This is a genomic window from Sphingomonas naphthae (assembly GCF_028607085.1).
GTDB classification, from domain to species: domain Bacteria; phylum Pseudomonadota; class Alphaproteobacteria; order Sphingomonadales; family Sphingomonadaceae; genus Sphingomonas_Q; species Sphingomonas_Q naphthae.
Window position 1 is genome coordinate 1,692,319 of the sequence record NZ_CP117411.1, and the last position, 16,529, is coordinate 1,708,847.

Here is a 16,529-nt window from a genome sequence, read left to right on the forward strand (position 1 = left end):
TCCGCTCTTGACCCGCCCCGCCCTCCTCGCCCTCCTCACCGGGCTCGCCCTCCTCACCGCCATCGCCTCGCTCGGCCTCGGCGCGGTGCCGATCTCGCCCGCGCGCATCTGGGCGGCGTTCGCGGGCCATGGCGACCGGATCGCCAGCGCCATCCTGTTCGACCTGCGCATCCCCCGCACCCTGCTCGGCCTGCTCGTCGGCGCGATGCTCGGGCTCGCCGGGGCGGCGTTGCAGGGGTATCTGCGCAACCCGCTGGCCGAGCCGGCGGTGCTGGGCGCCTCCAACGCCGCCGCGCTGGGCGCCGTGGGTGCGCTGTATTTCGGGCTGGCGGAGATCAACACGCTCCTGTTGCCGGCCCTGGCCATCGTCGCCGGGCTGCTGGCGCTGGCGTTGCTGTTCCTGCTCGCCGGTCGATCGGAAAGTCCGCTCGGCCTGATTCTCGCCGGCATCGCCGTCTCGACCTTGGCGGGCGCCGGCATCAGCCTCGCCCTCAACCTGTCGCCCAATCCGTTCGCGGCGATGGAGATCATGAGCTGGCTGATGGGGTCGATCGAGAATCGCGCCTATAGCCATGTCTGGATCGCCTTGCCCTGCATCCTTGTCGGCGGCGGGCTGCTGCTGTTCGACGGCCGCGCGCTGGACGCGCTGACCCTGGGCGAGGACGCCGCGCAGGCGCTGGGGGCCGATCTGCGCGCGGTGCGGCTGCGGATGCTGCTGGGGGTCGCGATCGGCGTCGGCGGGGCGGTGGCGGTATCGGGGGCGATCGGCTTCGTCGGGCTGATCGTGCCGCATCTGGTGCGCCCGCTCACCGATCGCAGCCCTTCGGCCATCCTCCTCCCCTCCGCGCTGGCCGGCGCCGCGCTGCTGACGGCGGCCGACATCGGCGTGCGGCTGATGCCGACCAGCGCCGAACTCAAGCTGGGCGTCGTCACCGCCTTCCTCGGCGTGCCGGTGTTCCTGGCGCACCTGACGCGGGCGCGGCGCTTATGGTGACGATCGCGCTCGATCGCGTCTCGGTGCGCCTCGGCCGGCGGGCGGTGGTGGAGCAGGTCTCCGCCACCCTCACGCCGGGATCGCTCGTCGGCATCATCGGCCCCAATGGCGCGGGCAAATCCACGCTCGTCCGCGCCATGCTCGGGTTGCTCCCAACCACCGCCGGCACGATCGCGATCGATGGCGATCCGGTCGCACGGATGCCCCGCGCCGCCATCGCCCGCCGCATCGCCTATCTGCCGCAGGGGCAGGCCCTGCACTGGCCGCTGGAGGTGCGCCGCGTCGTGGCGCTCGGCCGGCTACCGCACATGGCCCCGCTCTCGGGCCTCGCCCCCGCCGACGCCGCCGCGATCGACCGCGCCATCGCCCGCGCCGACATCGCCCACCTCGCCGGCCGCACCGCCACCGAACTTTCGGGGGGCGAGCGCGCGCGGGTGCTGCTGGCGCGCGCGCTGGCGGTCGAGGCCCCCGCCCTCGTCGCCGACGAACCCCTCGCCGCCCTCGACCCCGGCCACCAGATCGACGTGATGCGCCTGCTCGCGGACGAGGCGCGCGGCGGCGCGCTGGTGGTCGCCGTGCTGCACGATCTCACCATGGCGGCGCGCTATTGCGACCGGCTGCTGCTGATGGATGGCGGCCGGCTGATGGCGGACGGCGCGCCGATGGAGGTGCTGAGCGCGGATCGGCTGCGCGCAGTCTATGGCATCCGTGCGATGGTCACCGAGAGCGAGGCCGGGCCGATGATCGTGCCGCTGGGGCGGGCGGAATAAAGCGATAATCGCCCCTCCCGCTTGCGGGAGGGGCCGGGGGTGGGCCGCGACACCAGCGTCGGAGCGCGACCCTAGCGGGCCGCGCACCCACCCCTAGCCCCTCCCGCGAGCAGGAGGGGAATATTGTCGCAATTTTCCGCTGTCCTACAGCCCCCGCCCCGGTCCAAAAGCCCGCCCGACTCACCCGCTGCGCCGCCGCCCGATGGGCCATCGAAACCGCCGTGTAGGATGCGAACTTCGTGAACTTCCGCGCCGCACCCCCTATCTGCTGAGCGCATGTCCCGCGCCCGCGTCCTCCTCCTCAATGCCGCGCTCGGCCCGCTCGACTATCGCGTGCCCTATGGCATGGCGGTCGAGCCCGGCTCGATCGTCCTCGCGCCGCTCGGCCCCCGCCAGCTGGCCGGTGTCGTGTGGGAGCCGGAGCGGATGCCGTCCGATGCCGAGGTCGGCGACAATCGCCTGCGCAACCTCGTCAGCGTCTACGACGTGCCGCCGCTGGCCGCGCCGCTGCGTCGCCTGATCGAGTGGACCGCGAACTATTATCTCGCCCCGCCCGCCGCCGTGCTGCGGATGGCGCTGGCCTCCGCCTCGGCGCTGGATGGTGCGCGCAGCGTCACCGAATATCGCCTGACCGGCCATGTGCCCGATCGCCTCACCCCGCAGCGCGCGCAGGCCCTGGAGCGGATCGGCGAGCGGCAGGGGCTGGTGCGCGAGCTGGCGACGATCGCCGACGTGTCGGACGGGGTGATCCGCGGCCTCGTCAAGATCGGCGCGATCGAGCCCGTCGAGGTCACCATCGACGACCCCTACCCCATTCCCGACCCCGCCTTCGGCGCGCCCGATCTCTCGCCCGACCAGACCGCAGCCGCCGATCGCCTGCGCGAAGCCGTCAAGGCGGAGGCCTTCGCCCCGATCCTGCTCGATGGCGTCACGGGCTCCGGCAAGACCGAAGTCTATTTCGAGGCCGTGGCCGAGGCGATCCGCGCCGGCCGCCAGACGCTCGTCCTGCTGCCCGAAATCGCGCTGACCGAGCCTTTCCTCAAGCGCTTCGCCGCGCGCTTCGGCCATGTGCCGGTCGCCTGGCATTCCGATCTGCGCCAGTCGCAGCGCCGCCGCGCGTGGCGGGCGATCGCCAGTGGCGAGGCGCTGGTCACGGTCGGCGCTCGCTCGGCGCTGTTCCTGCCCTATCGCAACCTCGGGCTGATCGTGGTCGACGAAGCGCACGAGACCAGCTTCAAGCAGGAAGACGGCGTGATGTATCACGCCCGCGACGTGGCGGTGATGCGCGGCCAGTTCGAGCAGGTGCCCGTCATCCTCGCCTCGGCCACCCCGGCGATCGAGACGCGGCAGATGGTGGCGCAGGGCCGCTACGAGGAACTGAAGCTCGCCGCCCGCCACGGTGGCGCGACCATGCCCGAGATCACGCCGATCGACCTGCTCGCCGATCCCCCCCCGCGCGGCCGCTGGCTGGCGCCCACATTGGTGGCGGCGCTCACCGAGACGCTGGAGCGCAAGGAGCAGGCTCTCCTGTTCCTCAACCGGCGCGGCTATGCCCCGCTCACGCTGTGCCGCACCTGCGGTCACCGCTTCCAATGCCCCAATTGCACGGCGTGGATGGTCGAGCATCGCCTCGTCCGCCGGCTGCAATGCCATCATTGCGGCCACCTGATGCCGCCGCCGCGCGCCTGCCCCGAATGCAACGAGGAGGACAGCCTCGTCGCCTGCGGCCCCGGCGTGGAGCGCATCGCCGACGAGGTGGCGGCGCTCTTCCCCGATGCCGCCACCGCCATCGTCACCTCGGACACGCTGTGGAGCCCGGCCAAGGCGGCCGAGTTCGTCGGCAAGATGGAGGCGCGCGAGATCGACATCGTCATCGGCACGCAGCTCGTCACGAAGGGCTATCACTTCCCCAATCTGACGCTGGTGGGGGTGATCGATTCCGACCTCGGTCTGTCGGGCGGCGACCTGCGTGCGGCAGAGCGCAGCTTCCAGCAGATCGCGCAGGTGGCGGGGCGCGCCGGGCGCGGCGAGAAGCCCGGCCACGTCTTCGTCCAGACGCGCGAGACCAAGGCGCCGGTGATCGAGGCGCTGGTCTCGGGCGACGCCGCCAGCTTCTACGCCGCCGAAACCGAGAGCCGCCGCCACGCCGGCGCCCCGCCCTTCGGCCGCTATGCCGGGATCATCGTCTCGTCGGAACAGCTCGACGAGGCGGTCACGACGGCGCGCGCGATCGGCCGCAGCGCGCCACGGGTGGAGGGGATGGAGGTCTACGGCCCCGCCCCCGCCCCGCTCGCCATGCTGCGCGGCCGCCACCGCCAGCGCCTCCTCGTCCATGCCCGCCGCGCGCTCGACGTGCAGGATGTGATCCGCAAATGGCTGGGCGGGCTGGAATGGCCGCGCGGCGTGCGGGTGGCGGTCGATGTCGATCCCTACAGCTTCCTGTGACCCCGCCCTCGCCCTGCATCCGCATTTGCACGCTCGACGCGGCGGACGAATGTCTCGGCTGCGGGCGCACCCTGGCGGAGATCACCGGCTGGCTCGCCGCCACCGATGCCGAGAGGCGACGCATCGCCGGGGCGGCGGCCATCCGCCGCGATCGGCGGCGAGGCGCCTTGTAGGCGCCGGCCCGGCCCGGTAATCTTTCGTCACAGAATCGTTGTTGGGGGACAACAAGTTGAAGACGCGCTTTAAAATCCTCGCCACGCTTGGCGCCTCGCTCCTCGGCCTCGCCGCGCCCGCGCAGGCGGAGTGGCAGGTGGCGACCGCGAAGCATTTCACGGTCTATTCGAATGACACGCCGGCCAATGTGCAAGCCTACGCCAACAGTCTGGCGCGGTTCGACAAGGCTGTGCGGGTGCTGCGTGGCATGAACGACGCAGAAACGCCCGACTGGCAGCGCGTGCGCATCTACGTCTTGAAGGATGGCGATGAATTGCACCGCATGATGGGCGAGGGGTCCGAGAACATCGGTGGCTTTTATCGGCCGTTGGCGAGGGGACCGCACGCCTTCATGTATCGCGAAGGCGGCGAAAGCGGTCAGCAGAAGTTGGTCCTGCAGCACGAATATACGCACCACATCCAGTTGACCACCTGGACGGGCGCTCTCTTCCCGCGATGGTTCACCGAAGGCTTCGCCGAGTTCCACGCGACGGCCTACGCTCAGCCTGACGGCAGCATCGTATTCGGCGCGGTCCCGAAGGGCCGCCGTTACGGGGTGGGTGAACTCAACCTCATGCCGCTCGAGCGGGTCATGGCCCTAAATCCCGGCTATAAAGACGGCCGTTCCGGTGACGCTTTTTATGCCCGCGCGTGGTTGCTGATGGATTACCTCACCTTCGATGCCGAGCGGCGCAAGGATCTTGCCGCTTATGTCGGCGCGATCAACAACGGCAAATCGTTTGACGAAGCTGCCAAGCTTATCCAGCCGGGCTCGCTGTCCGATCTCAGGCTGAACAGTTGGGGCAAGCGTCCCCGTCTTCCGTCGGCGGTGGTTCCAGCCGATAAACTTACTGCCAGCCAAGTGAATCTTCGCGCCGCCACCCCCGGCGAGATTGCGATCCTGCCAAGTTTGATCCAGTCGACCATTGGAGTAAACAAGAAAACTGCCCCGGCCTTGGTAATCAAGGCGCGTGCCGCTGCGGCCGCCTTCCCGAATGACGCCTTCGTTCAGAACGAGCTTGCCGAGGCGGAATATGATGCGGGCAACTTCGAAGCGGCAGGCGCTGCGGCGGAGCGCGCTGTGGCGGCCGATCCGAAATCGATCCATGCGTTGATCTACAAAGGCATGGCGCAAACGGCTGCGCTCAAGAAAGCCAAAGTGACGGACGCTGCGAAATGGCAAGCTGCGCGCCGCTCCTTCCTTGCCGCCAACAAGGTGGAATCGGAGAACCCCTGGCCACTGCAGGCCTATTATGAGAGCTTCGAGGAGGCTGGCGAAAAGCCGTCAGCCAACGCCGACAACGCAATCCTTTATGCTCAGGCACTGGCGCCGTTCGACGACAGTCTGCGTATTCCCTCGACCAAGGCGTTGTTGCGTCAGGGCAAGGTCGCTCAGGCAAAATCGATGCTCGCCCCCGTTGCGTATCAGATCGAAGAAAAGGATAGCGACAGCGACGCTTTGTATCTGCGTAAGGCGCTGGCCTCCATTGAGGCTGGCGATGGTCCGGCTGCGCTGAAGATCATCGATGAGGCGGAGGAAAAAGCAAAAAAGAAGGCCGACGACGAAAAGGCCAAGACGGACGCCAAGGCCAAGGCCTGATCCGCCCGCCCTTCGTGGCCTACCGCGCCATGCTGTAGGCCACGAACGGCTCGGTCAGCTCCACCTTGCCGCCGCGCGTTACCGTCAGGGTGCCGCCGGCGGTCCCGTGGCCGGCGACGAGGCGATAGTCGTAGCCCTTGTTGGTGAAGCGATAGGCGATGCCGTTGCCCGCAGGCACCGCCTCGCCGCGCGCGAGGCGGATCGCAGGCGTGGTCTTGCCGGGCTCGAAGGCGCGGTAGACCAGTCCGCCACGCTCGCGTGAGACGATCAGGCTGCGTTTCGTGGTCATAGCCAGCAGAATCGCGCCGTCGGCCATGCGGCATTGGGTGCGGTGGTTGTCGAGCGTCACGCTGGATATGCTCGGCAGGCGCGGGTTGGGATCGGCCATTCCGGGGTTGATCCCGTGGATATTGCCCCGCTCGCGGCCCTTGGCGCTCAGCGCGAAATAGATCTGCCCCGCCCCCGGATCGGCGCGGCCGAGGGTGAAGTCGCCCTTCCACGGCAGGCTCGCGTCGCGCTTCATCCGCCACAGCGTCACCCTGGCCTTGCGCGGCTCGCCGGCGACGATCAGGTCGTTTGCGCCGATCGGGTCGCAGGCGAACCAGGCGGCCTGCCAGCCCTTGGGCGCGCGGACGTAGGTCGCGGCGCCCAGGGTGAGCGGGGGCTGGGCGGCGGCGGGGGCCGCCAGGGCGGCGAGGAGGACGGCGAGGCGCATGGCGTCGGAATGAGCGACGGAGGTGTGGGTTCCCCTCCTCCCATCCCACTCAACCGTCACCCCAGCAAAAGCTGGGGTCTCCCGACGCGGCCACAACGGTTGCCCCAAGCCGCAGGAGGCCCCAGCTTTCGCTGGGGCGACGTATTTCTATCGGGCGTGTTTACCTCACAGCGCCCCGTGGCAATGCTTGTACTTCTGCCCCGACCCGCACGGGCACGGCGCGTTGCGGCTGATCTGGCCGCCCCATTCGGCCGGGTCCGCGCCCAGCCCTTCCGGCATCGGGAAGAGCGGCGCGGCGTTGGGCGGGATGCGCGAGGTGATCGTGCCCGCCGCGACGCCGTCATAATCGCGCGTATCGTCACCGCCGGTCAGCGGATCGAAATGGGTGGTGAAGATGTCGGGCATCGCCGGCAGCTCGGGCGGCGCGAAGTTGAGCGTGGCATGGGCCAGCACCCGCGTCACATCCTCGCGGATCAGCACCAGCATCCGCTCGAACAGCGAGAAGGCTTCGGACTTATATTCGTTGATCGGCGTCTTCTGCGCGTAGGAGCGCAGGTGGATCACCTGCCGCAGCGCGTCGAGCGTCGCCAGATGCTCCTTCCAGTGATGGTCGAGGTTCTGGAGCAGGACGTTCTTCTGCACACCCGCCCACGTCTCAGGGCTGGCATCGGCGACCTTGGCGGCGATATGCGCGTCGGCCGCTTCTTGGAGCCGCTCGGTGATGATCTCCGGCTCGATGCCCTCTTCGGCCACCCATTCGTCGATCGGCGGGGTGACGCCGAGCAGGTTGGCGGCGCCTTCCTTGAGGCCCTCCACCTTCCACTGTTCGGGATAGGAATTCGGCGGGCAGGCATCGGCGACGATCGCGTTGACCGTCTCCATCCGCATGTCGGCCACCACATCGTCCAGCGTATCGGCATCCATGATGTCCGAACGCTGCTCGTAGACCACCTTGCGCTGGTCGTTCATCACGTCGTCATATTCGACGACCTGCTTGCGGATGTCGTAATTGCGCGCCTCGACCTTCTTCTGCGCGGTCTGGATCGCCTTGGAGATCCACGGGGAAACGATCGCCTCGCCATCGCCCAGGTTCGATCGCATCATCCGCGCGAAGGCCGTCTGCGGGCCGAAGATACGCAGCAGGTCGTCGTCGAGGCTCAGGTAGAAACGGCTGAGGCCGGGATCGCCCTGGCGGCCCGAACGGCCGCGCAGCTGATTATCGATGCGGCGGCTCTCGTGCCGCTCGGTGCCCAGCACGAACAGGCCGCCGGCGGCCAGCACCGCCTCCTTCTCGACCGCGATCTCCGCCTTGATCCGCGCGGCGGCGGCGTCGAACTCGGGCGTGCCGATCTCCAGATCGGGATGCTCGTCGATCATGCGGAATTCGAGGTTGCCGCCCAGCTGGATGTCGGTGCCGCGCCCGGCCATGTTGGTGGCGATCGTCACCGCTTTCATGCGACCGGCCTGCGCCACGATATGCGCCTCGCTCTCGTGGAAGCGCGCGTTCAGCACCTTGTGCTCGACGCCCTCGCGGGTGAGGAATTCGGACAGCATCTCCGATTTCTCGATCGAGACGGTGCCGACGAGGATCGGCTGGCCGCCGTCCGCCTTCTCGCGGATGCCCTTGGCGATGGCGGCGAACTTGTCCTCGATATTCTTGTAGAATTCATCCTCGTCGTCCTGCCGGCGGATCGGCAGGTTGGTCGGGATGGTGACGACGTTCATCTTGTAGATCTGGTAGAATTCGCCTGCCTCGGTCGCGGCGGTGCCGGTCATGCCGCCGAGCTTGGGGTACATGCGGAAATAATTCTGGAAGGTGATCGAGGCGAGCGTCTGGTTCTCGGGCTCGATATTGACGCCCTCCTTCGCCTCGACCGCCTGGTGCAGGCCATCGGACCAGCGGCGCCCGTCCATCATGCGGCCGGTGAATTCGTCGATGATGACGACCTTGCCGTCCTTCACCAGATAATCGACGTCGCGGCGGAACACGACGTTCGCGCGCATCGCCTGGTTGAGGTGGTGGACGACCTGCGTATTCTCGAAATCGTACAGATTGTCACCCTGGAGGATGCCCGCCGCCTCGAGCATCCGCTCGACCTTCTCGGTGCCGTCCTCGGTCAGGATCACCGAGCGCTGCTTCTCGTCCAGCTCGTAATCGTCGGGCACGATCTGCTTCACGATGGCATCGACCAGCATGTACAGCTCGGACTTGTCGTCGGTCGGCCCGGAGATGATGAGCGGGGTGCGGGCCTCGTCGATCAGGATCGAATCCACCTCGTCGACGATGGCGAAGTTGAAGGGCCGCTGCACCATCTGGGCGCGCTCATACTTCATGTTGTCGCGCAGGTAATCGAAGCCGAGTTCGTTGTTCGTCGCATAGGTGATGTCCGCCTCGTAGGCGGCCTTGCGATCGTGATCCATGATGTTGGGCACGATCACCCCGACCGTAAGGCCGAGGAAGCGATAGACCCGGCCCATCCAGTCGGCATCGCGCGAAGCGAGATAGTCGTTCACGGTGATGACGTGGACGCCCTTGCCGGGCAGCGCGTTGAGATAGGTGGCGAGTGTCGCCACCAGCGTCTTGCCCTCGCCGGTCCGCATCTCGGCGATCTCGCCGCGATGGAGGACGATGCCGCCGATCATCTGCACGTCGTAGTGGCGCTGGCCGAGGACGCGCTTGGCGGCCTCGCGCACCGTGGCGAAGGCTTCGGGCAGCAGGCTGTCGAGGCTGTCGCCCGCCGCGAGCCGCTCGCGGAACTTCACCGTCTGGGCGGCCAGATCCTCGTCGGACAGGGCCGAGATGGTCGGCTCGAAGGCGTTGATCTTGCGGACGATCGGGTCGAGCGACTTCACATACCGGTCGTTGGACGAACCGAAGATGGCCTTGGCGATGCCACCGAACATAAGCGTGATCCTGATATCTGTAGGGCGCGTCGCGGGCACGAACCCACGGGACGCGGAAATGGGGGCGATGGAACGGAGCGGCAAGCCGCCGCCCGGCCGGCTTACTCGCGCCGCCGCTCGTGCCAGAGCGCGACGGCGGGCCGCAGCGCGAAATCGGCGAGCGCGATCGGCTCGACCGGGATGAGCGCGGCGAGCGGGCGTTGCCCGGCGGGAAGGACGGCGCGCACCGCCGTCTGAACCGTGGCGGCATCGGCCACGGCACTGGCGGCCGCCACCTCCTGCGGGGCCACGACACGCCCCGTCACCACGCCGGTAAGCGCGGTCAGGATCGCGGAGAGGAAAAGCAGCAACTGCATCGCGTTGGCCCGGTCCTTACGGGAGGCGGGCGGATGCGTCCAGATGGTTGGGGTGTGGCTCACCACAGCGTCTCGACGGGGTAGCGCGGTATCATTCGGTCGGCGGTGAGCAGGGTGAAGCCAGATTGGCGGGCGTGCGCGATCAGCATCCGATCCACCGGATCGCCATGGATCGGCGGCAAAGCCTCCGCGATACGCCACAAGCCCGCCGGCAGATCGAGCACGACAAGGCCCAGCCGATCCTCCAGCACGTCGAACCCGACCGTCCGCTGAAGGCGTCCACGAACGGTCAGATCGGCGAACTCCCAAGCGGTGACCGCGCTCACATGCAAACGGCTGTCGGGATCGGCCAGAGCCGCTCGTGCCGTCTGGCTCAACCTGCCTTGATCGGCCACCGCCCAGATCAGGACGTGCGTATCAATCAGGAGATTCAAACTTCCTCCTGAACCGCTCCTCAGGATCGCCACGTCCCGATTTCAGGGCCTCAATCGAGAGATCAAGGCCCGCGAACTCCTTCTCCCACATGCCGAACGCAGCTTCGCGCTTGGCACGGATCGCTTCACGCTCTCGCTCGGCGGCATCTTCGACCGCAACGAAGCGAATCTGTGGGACCCCGGCCTTCTCGACGACGATCTCTTCGCCACGCACGGCAGCGGCGACCAATTCCGAAAACCGGGCCTTGGCCTCACCGATGTTGACGTGAATGGTCATGCCGTAAATATGCTTGACCAAGCAAACTTGGTCAAGCCGGCGCAAGGATACGTCGTTCGATCGAAATCCCTCCTCGACCCCTCGCCCGCGATCCTATACCCGCGCCCCGAAGGAGCAAGCCCATGTCCGATATCTCCCCCCTCGCCACCCCCTTCCCCGATCTTCCGCCGATCGCGGGTGTGTCGGTCGCGGTGGCGCGGGCGCGATACAAGGCGTGGGATCGGTGCGATCTGACCCTGGTGCGGTTCGACGAGGGGACGACCGTGGCGGGCGTCACCACGAAGTCCAAATGCCCCTCGCCCGAGGTGGAATGGTGCCGCGCGGTGCTGCCGCTGGGGTCGGCCCGCGCGCTGGTGGTGAATGCCGGGAACAGCAATGCCTTCACCGGTAGCCGGGGCCGCGCCGCCGTCGAGGCGATCGCGGCGCGGGTGGCGGCGGGGATCGGCTGCCTGCCGTCCGACGTGCTGGTGTCCTCCACCGGCGTGATCGGCGTGCCGCTGCCGATCGACAAGGCCGAGGCCGGGATCGACGCCGCGCTCGCCGCGCCGCCGGCCAGCTGGCTCCAGGCGACCGAGACGATCGGCACGACCGACACCTTCCCCAAGGCCGCCTCCACCAGCGCGATCGTCGGCGGGCGCACCGTCACCCTCGTCGGCATCATCAAGGGTTCGGGCATGATCGCGCCCGACATGGCGACGATGCTGGGCTATATCTTCACCGATGCCGCGATCGAGCCCGGCCTGCTCCAGCGGATGCTGGACGAGGCCAATGGCCAAAGCTTTTCCTGCATCACGGTCGATGGCGACACCTCCACGTCGGATACGGTGCTGGCCTTCGCCACCAACAAGGCGGGCCATGCGCCGCTGGCCTCGATCGAGGATGACGGCGCCGATGCCTTCCAGGCGGCGCTCTCCGAAATCTGCCTGCGCCTCGCCCATCTGGTGGTGCGCGACGGCGAGGGCGCGTCGAAGTTCATCGAGGTCGCGGTGGAGGGCGCCGTGTCGGACGAGAGCGCGCGCACCATCGGGCTCTCCATCGCCAATTCTCCGCTGGTGAAGACCGCCATCGCCGGCGAAGACGCCAATTGGGGCCGGATCGTGATGGCGGTCGGCAAGGCCGGCGAGCCCGCCGAGCGCGACAGGCTGGCGATCCGCTTCGGCGCGACGCAGGTGGCGAGCGGCGGCCTCGCGGTCGAGGGCTATGACGAGGCGCCCGTCGCCGCGCATCTGAAGGGGCAGGATATCGAGATCGGCGTCGATCTCGGCCTCGGCGAGGGCCGCGCGACGGTGTGGACCTGCGATCTCACCCACGGCTACATCTCGATCAACGCCGATTACCGGAGCTGATCGGGATGCTGACGATCTGGGGCCGGCTCAATTCGCACAATGTGAAGAAGGTCGCGTGGCTCGCCGAGGAGATCGGCCTGCCCTACGTCCGCCACGACGTGGGCGGTGCCTTCGGGATGGATGCGGCCTATCTGGCCAAGAACCCCAACGCCCTGATCCCCACGATCGAGGACGAGGGGCTGATCCTGTGGGAATCCAACGTGATCCTGCGCTATCTCGCCGCGCGCCATGCGCCGGACCTGTGGCCCGCCGATCCGGCGGCGCGGGCGATCGGCGATCGCTGGATGGACTGGCAGTTCGGCTATGCCGACGTGCAGCGCGGCCTGTTCCTCAATCGCGTCCGCCGGGCGCCCGAGGCGCGCGATCCGGCGGAGGCCGAGCGTGCGACGATCGCTTGCGGTGAGCAGATGGCGATCCTCGATGCGGCGCTGGCCGAACGGCCGTGGCTGTCGGGCGAGGCGTTCGGGATCGGCGACATTCCGATGGGCGTCTATACCCACACCTATTTCACGCTGGCCGACACCCGCCCGCCTTTGCCCCACGTCACCGACTGGTACGGGCGGCTGAAGGCGCGACCCGGCTATGCCGCCACCGTCATGATCCCGCTCACCTGATGGCGGATCTGCGCGATTGGGCGGTCGCCGAGGCGATGCGCGAAGTGGCCGCCCAGGTCATCATGCCGCGTTTCCAGCGGCTCGCCGAACATGAGATCGACGAGAAGGAGCCCGGCGACCTCGTCACCGTGGTCGACAAGCAGAGCGAGGCGCGCCTCACCCGCGCGCTGATGGCGATCGAGCCGGGCTCGCGCGTCGTCGGCGAGGAAGCGGTGGCGGCCAACCCGGCCTTGCTCGGCACGATCGGCGACGGGCTGGTGTGGATCGTCGATCCGCTAGACGGCACCGCCAATTATGCGGCGGGCGACACGCCCTTCGCGGTGATGGTGGCGCTGGCGCGGGATGGCGTGGTCGAGGCGGGGTGGATCCTCGATCCGGTCTCGCCGCGGATGCTCCATGCGGTGAAGGGCGAAGGCGCCTTCGTCGACGGCGTCCGCATCCGCAGCCGGGGCACCGGCCTGCCGATGCCGGTCGCGGCGCTGGCCACCCGTTTCCTGCCGCTGGGCGTGCGCGAACAGTTCGAGACCCGCTCGCTCGGCCACCTCGCCCCCGTGCCGATCCCCGGCTGCGCTGGCGAGCAATATCCGCGCGTCGGGCTGGGGCTGAACGACGTGGCGCTGTTCTGGCGCTCGCTGCCGTGGGATCATGCCCCCGGCGCGCTGTGGCTGGAGGAAGCCGGCGGCAAGGTCGCACGGCTGGACGGGCGCCCCTATCGCGTGACCGAAACGGGCGAGGGCCTGCTGGCGGCGGCCACGCCGGAATTGTGGGATCGGGCGGCGGCGATCCTGGTGGGGTGAGACCCTTATCGGCACGGCCGGCGCTTTATCTCCATTTCGGAGGAATCCGGGACAGCCTCAAAAACCCGCGCTAAGCATCGGACATCTTTGGGGGGATGTTGCGTGAAGCGTGCGTTGACGAGTGTTCTGTGCCTGGCCGTGCTGCTTTCCGGCTGCGGCGGCGGTGGATCGGGCGGCACGACCGCCACGCCGACACCGACCGCGACGACACCCACCCCGACACCCACGCCCACCCCGACCGCCTCGACGGGTTGCACGCTGCGCGAACGACAGGACTGGGCCGCCGCCCAGTTGCGGGAGTGGTATCTGTTTCCGGAGACGCTGCCGTCCGTCCTCGATCCGGCCGCCTATGCCAGCGTCGATGATTATATCGATGCGCTCACGGCAACGGCGCGGGCGCAGGGCAAAGATCGCTATTTCACCTATCTGACCTCGATCGCCGAGGAGAATGCCTACAACAACTCCGGCGATACGGCGGGTTTCGGCTTCCGTATCGGCGTGGATTCGACCCAGACGCGGGTTTACATCACCGAAACGTTCGAGGGCGCGCCGGCGCTCGCTGCCGGTATCGATCGCGGCGCGGAAATCCTCGGCATCGGGACGACGCCCTCGACCATCCGCACGATCAACCAGATCGCGCGCGAGGATAATGGCTCGCTTACCAATGCGCTTGGCCCCGACACGGTCGGGACGACGCGCACGTTCCAGATTTCCCAGGGCGGGACGAACCGCGCCTACACGATCAGCAAGGCCAATTTCTTGATCAGCCCCGTCTCGTCACGCTACGGCTCGCAGATCATCGATTATAACGGCGGCCGCTATGGCTACATCAATCTGCGCACCTTCATCCGCACCGCCGACGACCAGATGCGGACCGCCTTCGCCAGCTTCCGGGCGGCGGGCATCACCAACGTCGTCGTCGATCTGCGCTACAATGGCGGGGGTCTCATTACGACCGCGCAATTGATGGGCGACCTGCTCGGCGGCAACCGGTCCACGAGCGACGTATTCAATTACATCACCTTTCGGCCGGAGAAGTCCGTCGAGAACCAGACGCGCTTTTTCGCGCCGCAGCCGCAATCGATCTCGCCGATGCGGATATCCTTCATCGGGCTGAGCGGAACGGCATCGGCCAGCGAACTGGTCATCAACGCCTTCATCCCCTTCCTCGGCAATCGGGCCGCGCTGGTGGGTGCGAACACCTATGGCAAGCCGGTCGGCCAGATCGCGCTCGACCGCCCCGCCTGCGACGATCGGCTGCGTGTGGTGGCGCTGGCGACGGAGAACGGCCAGCACCAGGGCACCTATTATTCCGGCCTCGCGAGCAAGGTCGGCGCTTTCTGCGCGGCGGGCGACACCTATGCCGCGCAATTGGGATCGACGCAGGATTCGCTGACTAACGCGGCGCTCAGCTTTGCCGCCGGACTGCGCACCTGCCCGGCCGGCACGGGCGGCACCGACGGCATCTCGACCCGCGCGCTGGCCCGGAGCGAGGACATCACACCGCTGCGGCCCGATCACCCCTCGGTGGCGCAGCGCGATATTCCCGGTTTGTTCTGATTTTGCTTGCAATGTAGGAAATCGTTTCCGATACAGCCGACGATGCCCGGTCGCCTGCTCCTCGCCTTCGCGCTTGCGCTGATCGCCGCCGCCGCGCCGGCGCGGCCGCCGGCCGACCGCTACGCTCCGGCCCGCGCGATCGTCGCCGATATCGGGCGGATCGTGACGCCGAACGGCGTGCAGGAGACGTTCGAGGCGACGCTCGGCGGGGCGCGGCAGGTGGTGAACGTGCGCGGAGCGGATCGCGCCAATCCGATCCTGCTGTTCGTCCATGGCGGCCCCGGCGCGGTCGAGATGCCGGTCGCCTGGGCGTTCCAGCGACCGTGGGAGGATCATTTCACGATCGTCCAGTGGGACCAGCGCGGTGCCGGGCGATCCTTCCCGCTCAACGACCCCAAGGCGCTCGCCCCGACCCTCACGGTCGATCGCTACCGCGACGATGCGATCGAACTGATCGAGCTGCTGCGGCGGAAATACGGCCAGCGGCGCGTGTTCCTGATGGGGCATAGCTGGGGGTCGATCGTCGGGCTCTCGGTGGCGGCGAAGCGCCCCGATCTGCTCCACGCCTATATCGGCGTCGGCCAGATCATCGATTTCCGCGAGAATGAGCGGCAGGGGTTCGACTGGACCTTGGCGCAGGCGCGCAAGGCGGGCAATGCCAAGGCGGTGGCCGAACTGGAGGCGATCCGCCCCTACCCCGGCCCCGGCGCCTTCTCGATCGACAAGATGACGACCGAGCGCACATGGTCCGTCCATTATGGCGCGCTGGCGGCCTATCGCGACAACGCCGATTTCTACTTCCGCGCGCCGCGCCTCTCGCCCGAATATACGCCGGCCGACGTGACGGCGTGGGACGAGGGGAGCAAGTTCACGATCAATGTGCTGTTTCCCAAGCTGGCGGATATCAGCTTCGTGCCGCTGACGAAGCTCGACGTGCCGGTGTTCCTGTTCCTCGGGCGGCAGGATTATACGACGCCATCGGGCATCGCGGCGGCATGGCTCAATCGGGTGAAGGCACCGCGCAAGGGCGCGATCTGGTTCGAGCATTCGGCGCACCTGCCGATGATCGAGGAGCCCGGGCGCGTGCTGGTGGCATTGGTGGAACAGGTGCGACCGCTGGCGGGTAAAGTGCCGAGGTAGGCACGGCTGCGCAGGCTAGAGCTGGTCCGCTGTCCTCCCCGGAAGCGGGGGGCCAGGGGCGGCACGCGCTGCGCTCCGTGACCCTGGGCTCCTGCCTGCGCAGGAGCACATGGGCATTTCAGGCGCTCAGGGCGCTCAATGCAGCTTGGCGATGCTCAGCCCGTCCAGCTTCGCCCGATCCTTCACCGATTCCTCGCTCCGCGTCAGCGCCTTGGCGATGGCCTTCAGCGCCATGCCCTTCTTCGCCAGCGTGTGGAGCTTCTGGATCTCGTCGGTGCGCCACGGCTGGCGGTGACGTTCGAACTTCTCGGCGGCCATGGACTGTCCCGGTTTGTGTTTATCGGCGCATCTGCCTTACGTTGCG

Annotated in this window: 16 protein-coding genes; 10 read left to right on the plus strand and 6 right to left on the minus strand. The window is 68.0% G+C overall.

All coding sequences use genetic code 11. The features are described from left to right. Window positions 1-7: 7 nt before the first annotated feature. The 5 genes from PQ455_RS08025 (at window position 8) to PQ455_RS08045 (ending at window position 6,022) form a co-directional block, all read left to right on the plus strand. Window positions 8-994 (plus strand): FecCD family ABC transporter permease, encoded by a 987-nt coding sequence (locus tag PQ455_RS08025; RefSeq protein WP_273690748.1) that lies wholly within the window; start codon window positions 8-10, stop codon window positions 992-994. After that, window positions 988-1,764, plus strand: coding sequence for an ABC transporter ATP-binding protein (locus PQ455_RS08030; RefSeq protein WP_273690749.1), 777 nt, complete (start codon window positions 988-990; stop codon window positions 1,762-1,764). The genes PQ455_RS08025 and PQ455_RS08030 overlap by 7 nt, the downstream gene beginning before the upstream one ends. A gap of 276 nt (window positions 1,765-2,040) precedes the next feature. Further along, window positions 2,041-4,209, plus strand: coding sequence for a primosomal protein N' (locus tag PQ455_RS08035; RefSeq protein WP_273690750.1), 2,169 nt, complete (start codon window positions 2,041-2,043; stop codon window positions 4,207-4,209). Continuing rightward, window positions 4,206-4,382, plus strand: a complete 177-nt coding sequence (locus PQ455_RS08040) for a DUF1289 domain-containing protein (RefSeq protein ID WP_273690751.1) — start codon at window positions 4,206-4,208, stop codon at window positions 4,380-4,382. Before PQ455_RS08035 ends, PQ455_RS08040 begins: the two co-directional genes overlap by 4 nt. A gap of 56 nt (window positions 4,383-4,438) precedes the next feature. After that, window positions 4,439-6,022 (plus strand): hypothetical protein, encoded by a 1,584-nt coding sequence (locus tag PQ455_RS08045; protein WP_273690753.1) that lies wholly within the window; start codon window positions 4,439-4,441, stop codon window positions 6,020-6,022. A gap of 19 nt (window positions 6,023-6,041) precedes the next feature. Here the strand turns inward: PQ455_RS08045 and PQ455_RS08050 are convergent, their stop codons facing one another. The 5 genes from PQ455_RS08050 to PQ455_RS08070 form a co-directional block, all read right to left on the minus strand. Next, window positions 6,042-6,737: a hypothetical protein gene (locus PQ455_RS08050; protein WP_273690754.1), complete on the minus strand. Its 696-nt coding sequence runs from the start codon at window positions 6,735-6,737 to the stop codon at window positions 6,042-6,044. A gap of 165 nt (window positions 6,738-6,902) precedes the next feature. After that, complete coding sequence (gene secA / locus PQ455_RS08055; protein WP_273690756.1) at window positions 6,903-9,641, minus strand: preprotein translocase subunit SecA; 2,739 nt, start codon at window positions 9,639-9,641, stop codon at window positions 6,903-6,905. A 101-nt stretch (window positions 9,642-9,742) separates the two neighbouring features. Beyond that, window positions 9,743-10,060 carry a hypothetical protein gene (locus tag PQ455_RS08060; RefSeq protein WP_273690758.1) on the minus strand — a complete coding sequence of 106 codons (318 nt, stop codon included), beginning with the start codon at window positions 10,058-10,060 and terminating at the stop codon, window positions 9,743-9,745. Continuing rightward, on the minus strand, window positions 10,057-10,431 hold the full coding sequence (locus tag PQ455_RS08065) for a type II toxin-antitoxin system VapC family toxin (RefSeq protein ID WP_273690760.1): 375 nt from the start codon (window positions 10,429-10,431) through the stop codon (window positions 10,057-10,059). Before PQ455_RS08065 ends, PQ455_RS08060 begins: the two co-directional genes overlap by 4 nt. Continuing rightward, window positions 10,415-10,708, minus strand: coding sequence for a type II toxin-antitoxin system Phd/YefM family antitoxin (locus tag PQ455_RS08070; protein ID WP_273690761.1), 294 nt, complete (start codon window positions 10,706-10,708; stop codon window positions 10,415-10,417). The genes PQ455_RS08065 and PQ455_RS08070 overlap by 17 nt, the downstream gene beginning before the upstream one ends. A gap of 122 nt (window positions 10,709-10,830) precedes the next feature. Between PQ455_RS08070 and argJ the strand changes: the two genes are divergently transcribed. The 5 genes from argJ (at window position 10,831) to PQ455_RS08095 (ending at window position 16,165) form a co-directional block, all read left to right on the plus strand. Further along, a complete protein-coding gene (gene argJ, locus PQ455_RS08075) occupies window positions 10,831-12,054 on the plus strand; it encodes a bifunctional glutamate N-acetyltransferase/amino-acid acetyltransferase ArgJ (RefSeq protein ID WP_273690762.1) in 1,224 nt (407 codons plus the stop codon). A 5-nt stretch (window positions 12,055-12,059) separates the two neighbouring features. Further along, entirely contained in the window at window positions 12,060-12,668 is a 609-nt protein-coding gene (locus PQ455_RS08080; protein ID WP_273690764.1) for a glutathione S-transferase family protein, read from the plus strand. After that, a complete protein-coding gene (locus tag PQ455_RS08085; RefSeq protein ID WP_273690766.1) occupies window positions 12,668-13,465 on the plus strand; it encodes an inositol monophosphatase family protein in 798 nt (265 codons plus the stop codon). Before PQ455_RS08080 ends, PQ455_RS08085 begins: the two co-directional genes overlap by 1 nt. Before the next feature lie 102 nt (window positions 13,466-13,567). Beyond that, window positions 13,568-15,025 (plus strand): S41 family peptidase, encoded by a 1,458-nt coding sequence (locus PQ455_RS08090; protein ID WP_273690768.1) that lies wholly within the window; start codon window positions 13,568-13,570, stop codon window positions 15,023-15,025. Window positions 15,026-15,067: 42 nt separating this feature from the next. Next, on the plus strand, window positions 15,068-16,165 hold the full coding sequence (locus PQ455_RS08095) for an alpha/beta fold hydrolase (protein ID WP_273690770.1): 1,098 nt from the start codon (window positions 15,068-15,070) through the stop codon (window positions 16,163-16,165). Between the two features lie 135 nt (window positions 16,166-16,300). Here the strand turns inward: PQ455_RS08095 and PQ455_RS08100 are convergent, their stop codons facing one another. Beyond that, window positions 16,301-16,483 (minus strand): hypothetical protein, encoded by a 183-nt coding sequence (locus tag PQ455_RS08100; RefSeq protein WP_273690772.1) that lies wholly within the window; start codon window positions 16,481-16,483, stop codon window positions 16,301-16,303. Window positions 16,484-16,529 lie beyond the last annotated feature (46 nt).

Excerpts from the sequence above, each read along its gene's own strand:
- PQ455_RS08095 (WP_273690770.1), top strand. The coding sequence starts at position 15,068 with ATGCCCGGTCGCCTGCTCCTCGCCTTCGCGCTTGCGCTGATCGCCGCC.
- PQ455_RS08030 (WP_273690749.1), top strand. The coding sequence starts at position 988 with ATGGTGACGATCGCGCTCGATCGCGTCTCGGTGCGCCTCGGCCGGCGG.
- PQ455_RS08085 (WP_273690766.1), top strand. The coding sequence starts at position 12,668 with ATGGCGGATCTGCGCGATTGGGCGGTCGCCGAGGCGATGCGCGAAGTG.
- PQ455_RS08080 (WP_273690764.1), top strand. The coding sequence starts at position 12,060 with ATGCTGACGATCTGGGGCCGGCTCAATTCGCACAATGTGAAGAAGGTC.
- PQ455_RS08050 (WP_273690754.1), bottom strand. The coding sequence starts at position 6,737 with ATGCGCCTCGCCGTCCTCCTCGCCGCCCTGGCGGCCCCCGCCGCCGCC.
- PQ455_RS08100 (WP_273690772.1), bottom strand. The coding sequence starts at position 16,483 with ATGGCCGCCGAGAAGTTCGAACGTCACCGCCAGCCGTGGCGCACCGAC.
- secA (WP_273690756.1), bottom strand. The coding sequence starts at position 9,641 with ATGTTCGGTGGCATCGCCAAGGCCATCTTCGGTTCGTCCAACGACCGG.
- argJ (WP_273690762.1), top strand. The coding sequence starts at position 10,831 with ATGTCCGATATCTCCCCCCTCGCCACCCCCTTCCCCGATCTTCCGCCG.
- PQ455_RS08070 (WP_273690761.1), bottom strand. The coding sequence starts at position 10,708 with ATGACCATTCACGTCAACATCGGTGAGGCCAAGGCCCGGTTTTCGGAA.
- PQ455_RS08035 (WP_273690750.1), top strand. The coding sequence starts at position 2,041 with ATGTCCCGCGCCCGCGTCCTCCTCCTCAATGCCGCGCTCGGCCCGCTC.